Origin of the sequence: Citrobacter sp. S46_ASV_140, from assembly GCF_018919545.1 — a bacterium.
GTDB lineage: Bacteria > Pseudomonadota > Gammaproteobacteria > Enterobacterales > Enterobacteriaceae > Citrobacter > Citrobacter braakii.
Genome location: NZ_JAHLRC010000054.1, coordinates 13,048 through 28,809 on the forward strand (window position 1 = coordinate 13,048; position 15,762 = coordinate 28,809).

General features: G+C 51.8%; 13 protein-coding genes and 2 pseudogenes. 14 read left to right on the plus strand and 1 reads right to left on the minus strand.

All coding sequences use genetic code 11. From position 1 onward, the window contains the following. Position 1 precedes the first annotated feature (1 nt). Genes hybA through hybG form a run of 7 tightly spaced genes read left to right on the plus strand, consistent with a single transcriptional unit; the run spans position 2 to position 5,444 of the window. On the plus strand, positions 2-988 hold the full coding sequence (gene hybA, locus KQJ19_RS14555) for a hydrogenase 2 operon protein HybA (RefSeq protein ID WP_003828357.1): 987 nt from the start codon (positions 2-4) through the stop codon (positions 986-988). Next, a complete protein-coding gene (gene hybB, locus KQJ19_RS14560) occupies positions 978-2,156 on the plus strand; it encodes a Ni/Fe-hydrogenase cytochrome b subunit (protein ID WP_216403797.1) in 1,179 nt (392 codons plus the stop codon). Before hybA ends, hybB begins: the two co-directional genes overlap by 11 nt. Continuing rightward, positions 2,153-3,856 carry a hydrogenase 2 large subunit gene (gene hybC, locus KQJ19_RS14565; protein WP_003024476.1) on the plus strand — a complete coding sequence of 568 codons (1,704 nt, stop codon included), beginning with the start codon at positions 2,153-2,155 and terminating at the stop codon, positions 3,854-3,856. Before hybB ends, hybC begins: the two co-directional genes overlap by 4 nt. Further along, on the plus strand, positions 3,856-4,350 hold the full coding sequence (locus KQJ19_RS14570) for a HyaD/HybD family hydrogenase maturation endopeptidase (protein ID WP_016157468.1): 495 nt from the start codon (positions 3,856-3,858) through the stop codon (positions 4,348-4,350). The genes hybC and KQJ19_RS14570 overlap by 1 nt, the downstream gene beginning before the upstream one ends. After that, a complete protein-coding gene (gene hybE, locus KQJ19_RS14575; RefSeq protein WP_016154490.1) occupies positions 4,343-4,831 on the plus strand; it encodes a hydrogenase-2 assembly chaperone in 489 nt (162 codons plus the stop codon). The genes KQJ19_RS14570 and hybE overlap by 8 nt, the downstream gene beginning before the upstream one ends. Next, positions 4,824-5,165: a hydrogenase maturation nickel metallochaperone HypA gene (gene hypA / locus KQJ19_RS14580; protein ID WP_016157467.1), complete on the plus strand. Its 342-nt coding sequence runs from the start codon at positions 4,824-4,826 to the stop codon at positions 5,163-5,165. The genes hybE and hypA overlap by 8 nt, the downstream gene beginning before the upstream one ends. A gap of 30 nt (positions 5,166-5,195) precedes the next feature. Next, entirely contained in the window at positions 5,196-5,444 is a 249-nt protein-coding gene (gene hybG / locus KQJ19_RS14585; RefSeq protein ID WP_003024459.1) for a hydrogenase maturation factor HybG, read from the plus strand. 50 nt (positions 5,445-5,494) lie between these two features. Here the strand turns inward: hybG and yghU are convergent, their stop codons facing one another. After that, the gene (yghU, locus tag KQJ19_RS14590) at positions 5,495-6,361 is read right to left on the minus strand and encodes a glutathione-dependent disulfide-bond oxidoreductase (protein WP_200047042.1); all 867 of its coding nucleotides are present in this window, start codon (positions 6,359-6,361) and stop codon (positions 5,495-5,497) included. 218 nt (positions 6,362-6,579) lie between these two features. Here yghU and KQJ19_RS14595 point away from each other — a divergent pair, with 218 nt between their 5' ends. From KQJ19_RS14595 to KQJ19_RS14625, 7 genes and pseudogenes are all read left to right on the plus strand, one after another. Further along, on the plus strand, positions 6,580-8,868 hold the full coding sequence (locus tag KQJ19_RS14595) for an FdhF/YdeP family oxidoreductase (protein WP_047499234.1): 2,289 nt from the start codon (positions 6,580-6,582) through the stop codon (positions 8,866-8,868). Positions 8,869-9,021: 153 nt separating this feature from the next. Further along, entirely contained in the window at positions 9,022-10,884 is a 1,863-nt protein-coding gene (gss, locus tag KQJ19_RS14600) for a bifunctional glutathionylspermidine amidase/synthase (protein WP_049283265.1), read from the plus strand. A 471-nt stretch (positions 10,885-11,355) separates the two neighbouring features. Further along, on the plus strand, positions 11,356-11,853 hold the full coding sequence (gene tssB, locus KQJ19_RS14605; protein ID WP_047499235.1) for a type VI secretion system contractile sheath small subunit: 498 nt from the start codon (positions 11,356-11,358) through the stop codon (positions 11,851-11,853). Between the two features lie 65 nt (positions 11,854-11,918). After that, positions 11,919-13,448, plus strand: a complete 1,530-nt coding sequence (tssC, locus tag KQJ19_RS14610) for a type VI secretion system contractile sheath large subunit (protein WP_016157464.1) — start codon at positions 11,919-11,921, stop codon at positions 13,446-13,448. A 23-nt stretch (positions 13,449-13,471) separates the two neighbouring features. Beyond that, complete coding sequence (gene tssK, locus KQJ19_RS14615; protein ID WP_049283264.1) at positions 13,472-14,809, plus strand: type VI secretion system baseplate subunit TssK; 1,338 nt, start codon at positions 13,472-13,474, stop codon at positions 14,807-14,809. Between the two features lie 38 nt (positions 14,810-14,847). Beyond that, positions 14,848-15,243, plus strand: a pseudogene (locus tag KQJ19_RS14620) (DotU family type IV/VI secretion system protein); the annotation flags it as partial. 3 nt (positions 15,244-15,246) lie between these two features. Continuing rightward, positions 15,247-15,762 (plus strand): annotated as a pseudogene (locus KQJ19_RS14625) (hypothetical protein); the annotation flags it as partial.

Here is a 15,762-nt window from a genome sequence, read left to right on the forward strand (position 1 = left end):
CGTGAACAGACGTAACTTTATTAAAGCAGCCTCCAGCGGGGCATTGCTGTTGGGCGCTGCGCCGTCCATCAGCCATGCGGCTGCAGAAAACCGTCCGCCGATCCCTGGTTCTCTTGGGATGCTCTATGACTCGACGCTGTGCGTAGGCTGCCAGGCCTGTGTTACCAAGTGTCAGGATATCAACTTCCCGGCGCGTAACCCGGAAGGCGAGCAGACCTGGTCGAACAACGACAAACTGTCACCGTATACCAATAACATCATCCAGGTGTGGCGTAGCGGAACAGGCGTCAACAAAGACCAGGAAGAAAACGGCTACGCATACATTAAGAAGCAGTGCATGCACTGTGTCGATCCGAACTGCGTCTCCGTTTGCCCGGTCTCCGCGCTGAAGAAAGATCCGAAAACTGGCATCGTCCACTATGACAAAGATGTCTGCACGGGCTGTCGTTACTGCATGGTCGCCTGCCCGTACAATGTGCCTAAGTATGACTACAACAACCCGTTTGGTGCGCTTCACAAATGTGAACTGTGTAACCAGAAAGGTGTTGAGCGTCTGGATAAAGGCGGTTTACCGGGTTGTGTTGAAGTGTGCCCTGCCGGTGCGGTGATTTTTGGTACGCGTGAAGAGCTGATGGCTGAGGCGAAAAAACGTCTCGCGCTGAAGCCTGGCAGCGAATACCACTATCCGCGTCAGACGGTGAAAGCAGGCGATACCTATCTGCATACGGTACCGAAGTATTACCCCCATCTGTACGGCGAGAAAGAGGGTGGTGGTACACAGGTTATGGTACTGACGGGCGTTCCTTACGAGGATTTGGATCTGCCGAAACTGGATGATCTTTCAACCGGTGCGCGTTCCGAACATGTTCAACATTCCTTGTACAAGGGCATGATATTACCCCTGGCTGCGCTGGCGGGCTTAACCGTGCTGGTTCGTCGTAACACGAAAAACGACCATCACGATGGAGGAGACGATCATGAGTCATGATCCTAAACCGCTGGGCGGAAAAATAATCAGCAAACCGGTCATTATTTTTGGGCCGCTTATCGTCCTGTGTATGCTCCTGATCGTGAAACGTCTGGTCTTCGGATTGGGCTCAGTCTCCGATCTGAACGGCGGTTTCCCATGGGGTGTATGGATCGCGTTTGACCTGCTGATTGGTACCGGCTTTGCGTGCGGTGGCTGGGCGCTGGCGTGGGCGGTGTATGTTTTCAACAGAGGACAATACCATCCGCTGGTACGTCCGGCGCTGCTGGCGAGCCTGTTTGGCTACTCGCTGGGTGGTCTGTCGATCACCATTGACGTCGGTCGTTACTGGAACCTGCCGTATTTCTACATTCCGGGCCACTTCAACGTGAACTCGGTACTGTTCGAAACGGCGGTCTGTATGACCATCTATATCGGCATCATGGCGCTGGAATTTGCTCCGGCTCTGTTTGAACGTCTGGGGTGGAAAGTCTCTCTCAAACGTTTAAATAAAGTGATGTTCTTTATTATTGCCCTTGGCGCGCTGCTGCCAACTATGCACCAGTCTTCAATGGGTTCATTGATGATTTCTGCGGGCTATAAGGTGCATCCGCTATGGCAAGCTTATGAAATGTTGCCGCTTTTCTCCGTATTAACCGCTTTTATTATGGGCTTCTCGATCGTCATCTTTGAAGGCTCGTTGGTACAAGCCGGGCTGAAAGGTAATGGTCCGGATGAGAAAAGTTTGTTCATCAAGCTGACGAATACCATCAGCGTGCTGTTGGCGATTTTCGTAGTTCTGCGCTTTGGCGAACTGATCTATCGCGACAAGCTGTCCTATGCGTTCTCAGGCGATCTTTACTCCCTGATGTTCTGGATTGAAGTCGTGCTGATGGTCTTCCCGCTGGTGGTGCTGCGCGTCACTAAGCTGCGTAACGACTCGCGCATGCTGTATCTGTCTGCGCTGAGCGCATTGCTGGGTTGTGCGACATGGCGTCTGTCCTATTCGCTGGTGGCGTTCAATCCTGGTGGTGGCTACCGCTACTTCCCGACCTGGGAAGAACTGTTGATTTCTATTGGTTTTGTGGCTATTGAGATTTGTGCATACATCGTACTCATTCGTCTACTGCCGATACTTCCTCCTTTAAAACAAAACGATCAAAATCGTCATGAGGCGAGCAAAGCATGAGCCAGAGAATTACTATTGATCCGGTAACCCGTATTGAGGGTCATTTACGCATCGACTGCGAAATCGAAAATGGCGTGGTATCTAAAGCATGGGCTTCCGGTACCATGTGGCGCGGCATGGAAGAGATCGTGAAAAACCGCGATCCACGCGATGCCTGGATGATTGTGCAGCGTATCTGTGGCGTTTGTACTACCACTCACGCTATCTCTTCCGTTCGTGCAGCAGAAAGCGCGCTGAATATTGATGTTCCGGTGAACGCACAGTATATCCGTAACATCATTCTGGCCGCGCACACCACGCATGACCACATTGTTCACTTCTATCAGCTCTCTGCGCTGGACTGGGTGGATATCACCTCTGCACTGAAAGCTGATCCAGCGAAAGCGTCTGCCATGCTGAACGGCGTGTCCTCCTGGCACCTGAACAGCGCAGAAGAGTTCACTAAGGTTCAGAACAAGATCAAAGACCTTGTTGCCAGCGGTCAGTTAGGCATTTTTGCCAACGGTTGCTGGGGTCACCCGGCGATGCAGCTGCCGCCAGAAGTGAACCTGATTGCGGTCGCTCACTACCTGCAGGCGCTGGAATGCCAGCGTGATGCTAACCGTGTTGTGGCGCTGTTGGGCGGTAAAACGCCGCACATTCAGAACCTGGCGGTAGGCGGGGTTGCTAACCCAATTAACCTCGACGGCCTTGGCGTGCTGAACCTCGAGCGCCTGATGTATATCAAGTCCTTTATCGATAAGCTGAGCGACTTCGTTGAGCAGGTTTACAAGGTTGATACCGCGGTGATTGCTGCGTTCTACCCTGAATGGCTGGAACGTGGTCAAGGTGCGGTTAACTATCTGAGCGCACCGGAATTCCCGACTGACGGTAAAAACGGTAGCTTCCTGTTCCCGGGGGGTTACATCACCAATGAAGATCTGTCGACCTATCGTCCGATCACCTCTCACTCCGATGAGTACCTGATCAAAGGGATTCAGGAGAGTGCGAAACACGCGTGGTACAAAGACGAAGCGCCGCAGGCTCCGTGGGAAGGCACAACGGTTCCTGATTACACCGGTTGGTCAGATGATGGCAAGTACTCCTGGGTTAAAGCACCGACCTTCTACGGTAAAACGGTTGAAGTGGGTCCGCTGGCCAACATGCTGTGTAAACTGGCGGCCAAACGCGAGTCTACCCATGCCAAGCTGAATGAAATCATCGCGATTTACACCAAGCTGACCGGTAAAACTATCGAAGTGTCACAGCTGCACTCTACGTTGGGCCGTATTATTGGCCGTACCGTTCACTGCTGTGAACTGCAGAACGTTCTGCAGGATCAGTACAATGCGCTGATTGTGAACATCGGCAAAGGCGACCACACCACCTTCGTGAAACCGGATATCCCGGCAACGGGTGAATTTAAAGGTGTCGGTTTCCTCGAAGCGCCGCGCGGTATGCTGTCTCACTGGATGGTGATCAAAGATGGCATTATCAGCAACTACCAGGCGGTAGTACCGTCAACCTGGAACTCTGGCCCACGTAACTTTAATGATGAAGTGGGACCGTATGAGCGCTCGCTGGTAGGTACGCCGATTGCCGATCCAAACAAACCGCTGGAAGTGGTTCGTACCATTCACTCCTTCGACCCTTGTATGTCATGTGCGGTGCATGTGGTGGACGTTGATGGGAACGAAGTGGTCTCAGTTAAGGTTCTGTAATGCGGATATTAGTCTTAGGGGTCGGCAATATTTTGCTGACCGACGAAGCCATCGGGGTACGTATCGTTGAGGCATTAGAACAACGGTACGTCCTGCCAGACTTTGTTGATGTTCTGGACGGTGGTACGGCTGGGATGGAGCTTCTCGGTGATATGGCAAACAGAGATCATCTGATCATTGCTGACGCCATTGTGTCGAAGAAAAACACGCCAGGAACGATGATGGTCCTGCGGGATGAAGAGATCCCGGCGCTGTTTACCAACAAAATCTCACCGCACCAGCTTGGTCTGGCCGACGTATTGTCGGCCCTGCGTTTCACCGGCGAGTTTCCGAAAAAGCTGACGTTAGTCGGTGTTATTCCGGAATCGCTGGAGCCGCATATCGGACTAACGCCAACGGTTGAAGCGATGATTGAACCTGCGCTTGAGCAGGTTCTTGCCGCGCTTCGCGAATCAGGTGTTGAAGCGATCCCGCGGGAGGCGGCTCATGTCTGAGGAGTTTGTCGGTTTTCAGACGGCCCCGAAGATGCAAATTCAGGCAGCGTTTGAAGAGGTTGCCCGGCGTTCAATGCACGATCTCTCTTTTCTGCATCCGAACATGCCGGTATATGTCTCTGAATTTACGCTGTTTGAAGGACAGTGGACGGGGTGTGTTATCACGCCCTGGATGCTCAGCGCACTGATTTTCCCCGGACCGGACCAGATCTGGCCGGTGCGTAAAGTCAGCGAAAAAATCGGACTGCGTCTGCCGTATGGCGAGATGACCTTTACCGTTGGTGAACTGGAGGGCGTATCGCAATACCTTTCCTGCTCATTGATGTCGCCGCTTTCGCACAGTATGTCGGCGCAAGAAGGCATGCGTCTGACTGACGATTGCGCGCGAATGCTGTTATCGCTGCCGGTTAGCGATCCGAATGCGCCGCAGCTTAATCGCCGCGCGTTGCTGCTGGGTCGTCGGAACTGCGAAAATGCATGAGCTGTCCCTTTGTCAGAGCGCGGTTGAGATTGTTCAACAGCAGGCAGAGCAGCACGGTGTCAAACGTGTAACCGGTGTTTGGCTGGAAATCGGGGCGCTCTCCTGCGTTGAAGAGAGCGCCGTTCGTTTCAGTTTCGACATCGTCTGTCAGGGGACGCTGGCTCAGGGTTGTGAGCTGCATATTGATTACAAGCCAGCCCAGGCATGGTGCTGGGATTGCAGTCAGGTTGTGGAAATCACCCAGCATGATGCGCAGTGTCCACAATGTCAGGGCGATCGCCTGCGGGTTGATGCTGGCGATTCACTGAAAGTGAAAAGTATTGAAGTCGAATAACCCATAGGTTGCTATGGGGCGGAGTCAGATATGTGTATTGGAGTCCCTGGTCAGGTTCTGGCCGTTGGTGAAGATATTCACCAGCTTGCGCAGGTTGAAGTGTGCGGCATCAAACGTGATGTCAATATTGCCCTGATTTGTGAAGGTGATACAGCTGAGCTGGTCGGGCAATGGGTGCTGGTGCACGTAGGGTTCGCCATGAGCATCATTGATGAAGATGAAGCTAAAGCCACGTTAGACGCACTTCGCCGCATGGAGTACGACGTCACCAGCGCGTGACAAATCCTGAATGAAATTGCCGGATAGCGGTTGCCATCCGGCAATTTATTTTAGTTCTGGCGCTTATCTTCGGTTTGGGTATCGAAGTCGCTGGCGTCATGGCGTTCATGAAGCTGCTCGTTCAGCGGTCCGTTAGTGCGGTTTACAATACGACCACGCTTAACCGCCGGACGCGCTGCAATCTCTTTTGCCCAGCGTTGTACGTGCGTGTAGCTTCCTGCGTCAAGGAACTCTGCTGCGTCGTAGACGTTGCCCAGAACCACATTGCCAAACCATGGCCAGACCGCCATATCGGCAATGGTGTATTCATCTCCGGCCACAAACTGATGTTGCGCCAATTGTTTATCCAGCACGTCGAGTAAGCGCTTGGCTTCCATGGTGAAGCGATTGATAGCGTACTCAATTTTAACCGGAGCATAGTTATAGAAGTGGCCAAAGCCTCCGCCGAGGAACGGCGCTGCGCCTTGTAACCAGAACAACCAGTTCAGCGCTTCGGTGCGTTTTGCCAAATCCTGCGGCAGGAAATAACCATATTTTTCCGCCAGATAGAGCAGGATTGCGCCAGATTCGAATACGCGAACCGGTGGGTTTTGCGAGTGATCGCGTAGCGCCGGGATCTTCGAGTTCGGATTCACCTCAACAAAGCCGCTGGAAAACTGATCGCCATCGCCAATGCGGATAATCCAGGCATCGTATTCCGCGCCCTTCACTCCCTGCGCCAACAACTCCTCCAGCATAATCGTCACTTTCTGCCCGTTTGGCGTACCCAGCGAATAGAGCTGCAGCGGATGTTTGCCAACCGGCAGCGTTTTCTCGTGGGTGGCTCCGGAAACCGGGCGGTTGATATTGGCGAATGCGCCCCCGTTCGATTTTTCCCACGTCCAGACTTTCGCGGGCTGATAGGTATTGTCTGACATATTGACCTGCCTTCTGAGTGGTTGTGTTGATGCAGTGTAGCAGTTAGGTAGAACTCAATTTAACAGATTGGGACTTTATGTCGCTTTGTGCTGAAAGGGGAAGATAAATCTAACCCGTTCATTGTACTCGCTCCGTACTCCATGAAGAGGAAATCAATGTTGGACGGAAATTGCTACCGTATTCACCATTAAAAATTGGCGGTGAATAAGCAGTAATAATGAAAAATGGTGTTCCAGGAGTAAGCGGTTATCAGGGCCCGGCGGGTGGGTGGGGCGCGGTAAAAGCCGTCACTGCTTCGGTGTTTTCGCAAAAGGCTGTCGCCCGCGACATTATCGCGATGTTCAAAATGAACCAGGTGAAAGGGTTCGACTGTCCGGGCTGTGCGTGGCCGGACCCAGGGCATCGTGCGCCAATGGAGCTGTGCGAAAATGGCGTTAAGGCGGTCTCCTGGGAGACAACCAGTAAAAAAGCGTCACCGGAATTTTTCAGCCGTCACCCGGTTTCCACACTCTGGCACTACAGCGATTATGAGCTGGAAAATATCGGTCGTTTGACGCATCCGATGAAATACGATGCAGCATCAGATACCTGGCAGGCGGTGGATTGGGATATCGCCTTCCAGGAGATAGGCGAGCGTCTGCGCAGCTATGATTCACCCCAGCAGGTTGAGTTTTACACCTCCGGCAGAACGTCAAATGAAGCGGCGTTCCTGTATCAGCTTTTTGCCCGCGAATATGGCAGCAGCAACTTTCCTGATTGCTCAAACATGTGCCACGGACCGACCAGCGCAGGACTAACGCCGGCCATTGGGCTTGGAAAAGGGACCGTTGAACTTGACGATTTTGACCATTGCGATCTGGTGATTTGTATCGGGCATAACCCTGGCACTAATCATCCACGTATGCTGACCACCTTACGCGACGTTGCCAAACGCGGGGCTAAAATTATCTCTATCAATCCGCTGAACGAAAGGGGGCTTGAGCGCTTTAGTTTCCCGCAAAGCCCGAAAGAGATGTTCACCGGTCAGTCGACGCAGCTGAGCAACGACTACTACCAGGTAAAAATGGGCGGTGACGCCTCGCTGCTGAAAGGCATCATGAAGGCGCTGATCGAAATGGATGAAGCGCGGATCTTACTGGATCAGCAACCGACACTCGATCATGCGTTTATCGATGAGCATACCGCTGGATATGCAGCGCTGTATGAGGACTTACGTCAGCATAACTGGGCGGAGCTGGAACAGGACTCGGGCCTGACGCGCAGTCAGATGGAAGACCTGGCGCACAGCTACAGTAAATCTCGTGCCACTATTATTTGTTATGGTCTGGGCATCACCCAGCATAAAAACGGTACTGAGAACGTCCAGCAACTGGTAAACCTGCTGCTGCTGAAAGGCAATATGGGTAAGCCGGGGGCGGGGATCTGCCCGTTGCGCGGTCATTCTAACGTGCAGGGCGACCGTTCCGTGGGGATCAACGAAGCGGCATCCGAAGACTTCCTGCAACGCCTTGAGACGCATTTTTCTATCCGTGTGCCGCGTACACATGGCCGCTCCAGCGTGGAGAGTATTCGGGCCATCGAACGGGGAGAGGCAAAAGCGCTCATTTGCATGGGTGGCAATCTGGCGGTGGCGATGCCGCAGCCGCAGCGTACCTTTGCGGCGATGAAAAATTTGGATCTGCAGGTCCATGTTGCGACCAAGCTGAACAGATCGCATTTGCTGCTGGCAAAGCATAATTATCTGCTGCCTGCATTAGGTCGAACGGAGCGCGACATTCAGGCGACGGGGATCCAGTCGGTGACCGTCGAAGACTCGATGTCGATGGTCCACGCTTCCTGCGGCGCGCTGAAGCCAGCTTCCCGCTGGTTAAAATCGGAACCCGCGATTGTGGCGGGCATGGCACACGCCACTCTGCCGCTTTCGCCGATCAACTGGGAAGCGTTAACCGGGGACTACGCGCTGATCCGTGACGCCATTGAAGCCGTGATCCCGGCGTTCCACGATTACAATGCCCGTATTGCCGAGCCGGGCGGATTTCGTATGGATACGCCCGCTTCGCGCCGTGAATGGCGAACGGCGAATGGTAAAGCCAACTTTATCGTCAGCCATCAGCGGGCGGTAGAGCGAGAAAATCAGCCTGCCGATGCACTGGTTCTGGCGACGCTGCGCAGCCACGATCAATACAACACCACTATTTATGGTATGAACGATCGCTACCGTGGCATTACCGGTCGTCGGGATGTGGTGTTTTTAAGCGCTGAAGAAGCGGCGACTCGCGGTCTGAACCAGGGAGATGTGGTCAACGTTCAGGCGCTGGACGACAGCGGCCAGCCCTGTGCGGATCGCATTATGTGCGGCTTGACGGTGGTGATTTACAACATGGCGGTGGGCTCAATAGGCGCTTATCTGCCAGAAGCGAATGTCCTGCTTTCGCTGGATGCGGTGGACACACAAAGTTTGACTCCGGCGTATAAAAGCGTACCGGTCACCGTGACAAAAGCGTAGTTCCTGCTGCGAATTTTTCGCCTCTGAGCGCCAGCCGCTGCGTTGAGGTGTATGATGATGTCGACCTCTGTCCGGTTAGTGTCGCAGAGCAGGCAATCAGAGCGAAAAATTCACGCCAACCTGCTCAGGCTGTATTGTTTTGAGGTAAGGTGCATGAGCAAAGGAACGACCAGTCAGGATGCCCCATTCGGGACATTATTGGGCTACGCCCCAGGCGGCGTAGCAATCTACTCTTCAGATTACAGCTCCCTCGACCCACGGGACTACGACGATGATGCGGCATTTCGCAGCTATATCGACGACGAATACATGGGCCACAAATGGCAGTGCGTAGAGTTCGCACGCCGCTTTCTCTTCCTTAATTATGGCGTGGTCTTCACCGATGTAGGCATGGCCTGGGAGATCTTTTCCTTACGCTTTCTACGCGAAGTGGTGAATGACAATATCCTGCCGTTACAGGCATTTCCGAATGGTTCACCCCGCGCGCCGGTAGCCGGTGCTCTGCTTATCTGGCAAAAAGGCGGTGAGTTTAACGATACCGGCCATGTGGCGGTCGTCACCCAGTTGCTGGAAAACAAAATCCGTATTGCCGAACAGAACGTGCTCCATACGCCGTTGCCTCCCGGACAGCAGTGGACCCGCGAACTGGAGATGGTGGTTGAAAACGGTTGTTACACCTTGCGTGATACCTTTGACGACACCACCATCCTTGGCTGGATGATCCAGACCGATGATACCCGTGACAGCCTGCCGCAGCCGGAGATCGCCAATGACTCGCTGAAAATTGGCGGCGCGCGACTGGAAGATAACGGGCAGTTTGACGGTAAATGGCTTGATGAACAGGATCCGCTGCAGAAAGCCTACGTGCTGGCGAACGGTCACGTGATTAATCAGGATCCGCATCAGTACTTCACCATTACCGAGAGTGCAGAGCAGGAGCTGATCAAAGCCACCAACGAGCTGCACCTGATGTATCTGCACGCGACCGACAAAGTGCTGAAAGATGACAACCTGTTGGCGCTGTTCGATATCCCGAAAATCCTCTGGCCGCGTCTGCGCCTTTCCTGGCAGCGTCGTCGGCATCATATGATTACGGGACGTATGGATTTCTGTATGGATGAACGCGGACTGAAGGTGTATGAGTACAACGCCGATTCCGCATCGTGCCATACCGAAGCCGGTTTGATCCTCGAAAGATGGGCCGAGCAGGGCTATACAGGACAGGGACACAACCCAGCTGAAGGATTGATCAACGAACTGGCGGGGGCCTGGAAGCACAGCCGCGCGCGTCCTTTTGTCCACATCATGCAGGATAAAGATATAGAGGAAAACTACCACGCTCAGTTTATGCAGCAGGCGCTACGTCAGGCCGGGTTTGACAGTAAAATTCTGCGTGGCCTCGATGAGCTACGTTGGGATGACGCTGGTCAGCTGATTGACGGGGACGGTCGTCTGGTGAACTGCGTCTGGAAAACCTGGGCGTGGGAAACCGCAATTGAGCAGGTGCGAGAGGTCAGTGAAACGGAGTACGCTGCGGTACCAATTCGTACCGGGCATACGAATCAGGAAGTGCGTTTAATCGACGTGTTGCTGCGCCCGGAAGTGCTGGTCTTTGAACCTCTGTGGACGGTGATCCCTGGTAATAAAGCGATTCTGCCGATCCTGTGGCAACTGTTCCCACACCACCGCTATCTGCTTGATACTGATTTCACTGTTAATGAAGAGCTGGCGCAAACCGGTTATGCAGTGAAACCTATTGCAGGACGTTGTGGCAGCAACATCGATCTGGTGAGCCATCAGGAAGAGTTACTGGATAAAACCAGCGGTAAGTTTGCCGAGCAGAAGAACATTTATCAGCAGCTTTGGTGTCTGCCAAAAATTGCCGGTAAATATATTCAGGTTTGTACCTTCACCGTAGGCGGTAACTATGGGGGGACCTGCCTGCGCGGCGATGAGTCGCTGGTGATTAAAAAAGAGAGCGATATCGAGCCGCTGATTGTAGTGAAGGAAGGGTAATCTTTTTGCGAGTTCTTGATTGAAATGCGAAAAGCCGGAGTATATCTCCGGCTTTTTTCTGTTTGTAGTTAAATTGACGCTGATTATATATTTAAATAAGTTACATGGAATATGGATATAATTACAATTATTACTTTAATTAATATTTTATAGCTCAAAAACATTCTTTTCATGAATGTTTTCAACGTTAATCAATTTCTTCCGCTTGTATTAGATAATATACTTTCTTGATTTTGTTTTTAGATGAATAATACTAATGTATTATTTGGCGCATTAGTGATATTGATCATGTTTTATCTCAGGTAATATGTCGGATTACGTCAGCATACTAATTATAATCGTTAATTGTCATTAACAGTCGTTGTTGACTGCCCGCAGAAATGACGTTGTAAGAAACACGTTGAGCGATTGGAAAATGCTCCGTTAGGAAATGTAAAATATCGGCAGGAACCGCCGGTCTGAGAGGGACGTATGGGTGACAGTTTTCAGAATGAAGTGCCGACGGCACGCGTTAATATTAAGTTAGATTTACATACCGGAGGCGTTCAGAAAAAGGTTGAATTGCCGTTAAAACTTTTGGCTGTAGGTGATTTCAGTAATGGTAGAGAACAACAACCATTATCCGAGCGCGAAAAGGTTGATATTAATAAAAATAATTTCAATGATGTGTTAGCTAAGTTCGCACCAGTAGTAAATATGAGTGTTAAAAATACGTTAGCTGGTGATGACAGAACTGACGATATTAACCTTACCTTTAAAAATATCCGCGATTTTGAACCTGAACAGGTCGCACGAAATATCCCACAATTACGCGTTCTGTTGGCTATGCGTAACTTACTGCGCGACCTGAAATCTAACTTACTCGATAACGCTGCTTTTCGTCGCGAGCTGGAAATCATCCTCAAAAATCCAGCCCTGAGTCAGGAACTGCGTGATGAACTGGCAACCATGATGCCAGAAGAGATTTAACGTTATACAGGGTTTCCTCCGCTTAATTGGCAGGAATAGTAAAGGATCATAAAAGGAATATGTTGATGTCTGTTCAGGAACATACCTCTTCAGTCGCGACCACCACGACCAGTGAACGCAGCGTTTATCAATCCCTCTTTGACAAAATTAATCTTTCCCCGGTTTCGACATTAAAAAATGTAGATGCATGGCAGAGCGATGAAGCGCTTTCTGATGCCGCTCCGGCTGAACGCGTGACCGCCGCTATTCAGGTTCTGGTCTCTTGTCTGGCGGATGCTGCGCAGCCAGTAGAACGCCTGGATAAAACGCTGCTCGATGAGCAGATTGCTCGTCTGGACAAGCAGATTAGCGACCAGGTTAATGAAGTTATGCACCATGCTGAATTTCAAAAACAAGAATCGCTCTGGCGTGGTGTGCACTCGATGATCACCGGTATCGATTTTCGCCAAAATGTCCGTGTAGAAATGATGGATATCAGCAAGGATGCGCTGCGTGATGATTTTGACGACGCGCCGGAACTTATCCAAAGTGGGTTATATCGCCATGTTTATATTGAAGAATATGATCAGCCAGGCGGCGAACCCATTGCGGCAATGATTTCAGCATACGAATTTGATAACAGCCCACAGGATATTGCACTGCTGCGCAATATTTCGGGTGTGTCGGCTGCCTGTCATATGCCGTTCATTGGTTCCGTTGGGCCGAAATTCTTCCTGAAGGAAAATATGGAAGAAGTCGCGGCCATAAAAGATATCAATGATTATTTCGAACGAGCTGAATACATCAAGTGGAAAGCATTCCGTGATAGCGACGATTCACGCTATATCGGATTAACTATGCCGCGTGTTCTGGGTCGCCTGCCGTATGGTCCTGATACCGTGCCGGTACGTAGTTTTAACTATGTTGAAGAAGTTAAGGGCCCGGATCATGAAAAATATCTGTGGACCAGCGCCTCTTTCTCTTTCGCTGTGAACATGGTGAAAAGTTTTATCAAGAATGGCTGGTGCGTCCAGATCCGTGGACCACAGGCGGGTGGTGCGGTTAAAGACTTGCCTATCCATCTGTACGATCTGGGGACAGGTAATCAGGTGAAGATCCCGTCTGAGGTGATGATTCCAGAAACCCGGGAGTTTGAATTCGCCAACCTCGGCTTTATTCCGCTTTCTTATTATAAGAATCGTGATTACGCCTGCTTCTTTTCTGCTAACTCGGCTCAAAAACCTGCGCTGTTTGATACAGCGGAAGCGACGGCTAACAGCCGGATTAACTCACGTCTACCGTATATCTTCCTGCTTTCTCGTATCGCTCACTACCTGAAAATCCTGCAGCGAGAAAATATAGGTACGACCAAAGATCGCCGTCTGCTTGAACTTGAACTGAACAACTGGCTGCGCAGTCTGGTAACCGAAATGACCGATCCTGGCGATGACTTGCAGGCTTCACACCCGCTTCGTGACGGGCGTGTTGTGGTGGAGGATATTGAGGATAACCCAGGCTTCTTCCGCGTGCGCCTGTATGCCATTCCGCATTTTCAGGTTGAAGGTATGGACGTCAGTTTGTCGTTAGTTTCACAAATGCCTAAGTCGAAATCTTAACGACACAATGCACAGGAGGTGCGATGAAGATCTATCGCCCGTTATGGAGCGAGGGGGCCTTTCTGGCTCCCCAGCAGTTTCAGCAACAGACACGTTGGGATGCCTATGTAGCCGACGTTGTGGCTCATATGTCACTTTCATCACCGTGGGGCGTCATCAGCGCGGAGTTTGATGAAAGTGCGCTAACGGTTTCCCGTTTGAATCCCGTTAATCTGGTTGTGCGTTTTCCTGACGGTACGTTAGTGGATACAGGTATTTCAGATAACCTGCCTCCGGCGTGTGATTTATCGCATCTTACTGGTTACAGCAGCGTTGATATCGTCCTGGCGTTGCCGCTGCTTTCGGCTAATGGCGGCAATCTTTCGTCAGGCAACGGCGTTAGCCGTCCGTGTCGCTGGCAGCAGGAATGGCTGCCAGTGCAGGATCTCTCTGGTCAGGAACGGACTGATATGGCAGTGCTGCGGCATGCTATCACCCTCCGGTATGCCCACGATGATAACAGCGCTTATCTGACCTGTCCGGTAGCTTGCCTGACTCGTAATGCTCAGGGGCAATGGGAGCTGGGACGCGATTTTTTACCGCCATCGCTTTCACTCTCAGCCAGCCCCTTATTAATCAATTCTCTCAGTGATTTGGTGCATCGCATCCAGGCCCGTTGTCGCCGTCTGATGGCCTTGCGTCGTGAAAGTAACGAACGAATGGCAGATTTTGCGGTAGCAGATGTTTCGTTGTTTTGGCTGCTAAATGCGCTTAATAGCTCAGAGCCTGTACTGAGAGAAATGCTGCAAAACCCAGGCCGTCATCCCGAACTTTTGTGGCGTGAACTGGCGCGGTTAGCGGGCAGCCTGCTGACCTTTTCATTAGAACATGATGTCAGCGTTGTGCCCCCATACCAGCACGCAAATCCGCAGCAAGTATTCCCTCCATTGTTTGCATTGCTGGTGGAACTGCTGGAAGCCAGCCTGCCATCTCGTGTTGTCGCTATTGAGCTGACGCAGGAGAGACAGTTCTGGAATGGTGCACTGTCGGATGCTCGACTGCGTGAAGGCGCTGATTTTTACCTGTCCGTTCGTTCAGATCTCCCTGCGCATGTCCTACTGACGCAATTTCCACAGCTCTGTAAAGCGGGGAGCAGGGCAGACGTGTCTGATGTAGTCAATGTAGCACTCAGCGGAATTCCGTTAAAACCGCTGACGCATGTACCCGCAGCCATCCCGTTACGACTGGAAAATCAATACTTTGCTCTTGAGATTAATCATCCAGCAGCTCAGGCCATGCTGGACGCTGGTAATTGCGCCTTCTATGTGCCGGGAACGCTGGGAGAGATTCAACTCGAGTTATTCGCCGTATTAAGGGATTGAAATAAATGAATAAGGATATTGATCAGGTGTTCTGGCCAACCTGGCTTGCGACACCCTTACAGGCCCACTATTTCAATACCACCAATGCCGGGGAAGAGCTCTGGGAGCGCATTCGTACCGTACTGCGCGAGCCCGTTCCTGATACCGCCGTATTAACCTGCTTTTATCGCGCAATCACGCTTGGTTTTGTGGGTCGCTATCGTGAGCAGGGTGATGAACGTCGTGAAGATGTTCTCGAAGCGCTGTCAACTCAGGCGATGCCTTTTAAGTTAAAACACGATTCACCAGTAATTATGCGTGCGTCCGGCTTCTCTGGCGGTAAGCGCCGCTGGTGGCTGGCATGGATAGTTGGCGCGCTGGCGTTGGGGGCTTTGTGGCTAACATTTTCTCATGTCTTACAAGGGCAGATTGCTCAGCTGATTGGGCAGGGTTAAGACATGGCCCAGTTGCGAGGGATCGTTAACTATGTGCTGGCGGCCGTACTGGCTTTACTGTTGGTCTGGGGATTCAGCCCAGTAAGTGCGGGTATCCGGGGCGGCCTTACCGTCATTGTTTTATTGCTTTCCATTCCAGGGATCGTTTATGGCTGGCGTCAGTATGGTCGGTTGAAGCCAGAGCATTCTGCTCATGAAGTTGCGCTCCCTCCGGAGAGTTTCAGTGGGCCTGTCGTGCTGGTGTGTGGCGACAATGAGCCATTGTTTGCCGGACGTAGCGATTCTTGCGAGAGTTCGCAGGGCTGGTATTTATCTGTCCAGTCCCCGGAACATTTTATTGCTCTGGTTCGTCAGATAGCTGTGCAGCGTCCGGGGCTTCTAATGCGCGTGTCCGTGATGCTGGCATTGACCCCGGAACGGCATAAAGATGAAGATGCGCTTAAGCATATGCTACTCAGTTGGCGGCGTGTGGTAACCCAGAGTCGGCGTTGGTTATCAGGTATACCGCCGTTTTGGTTG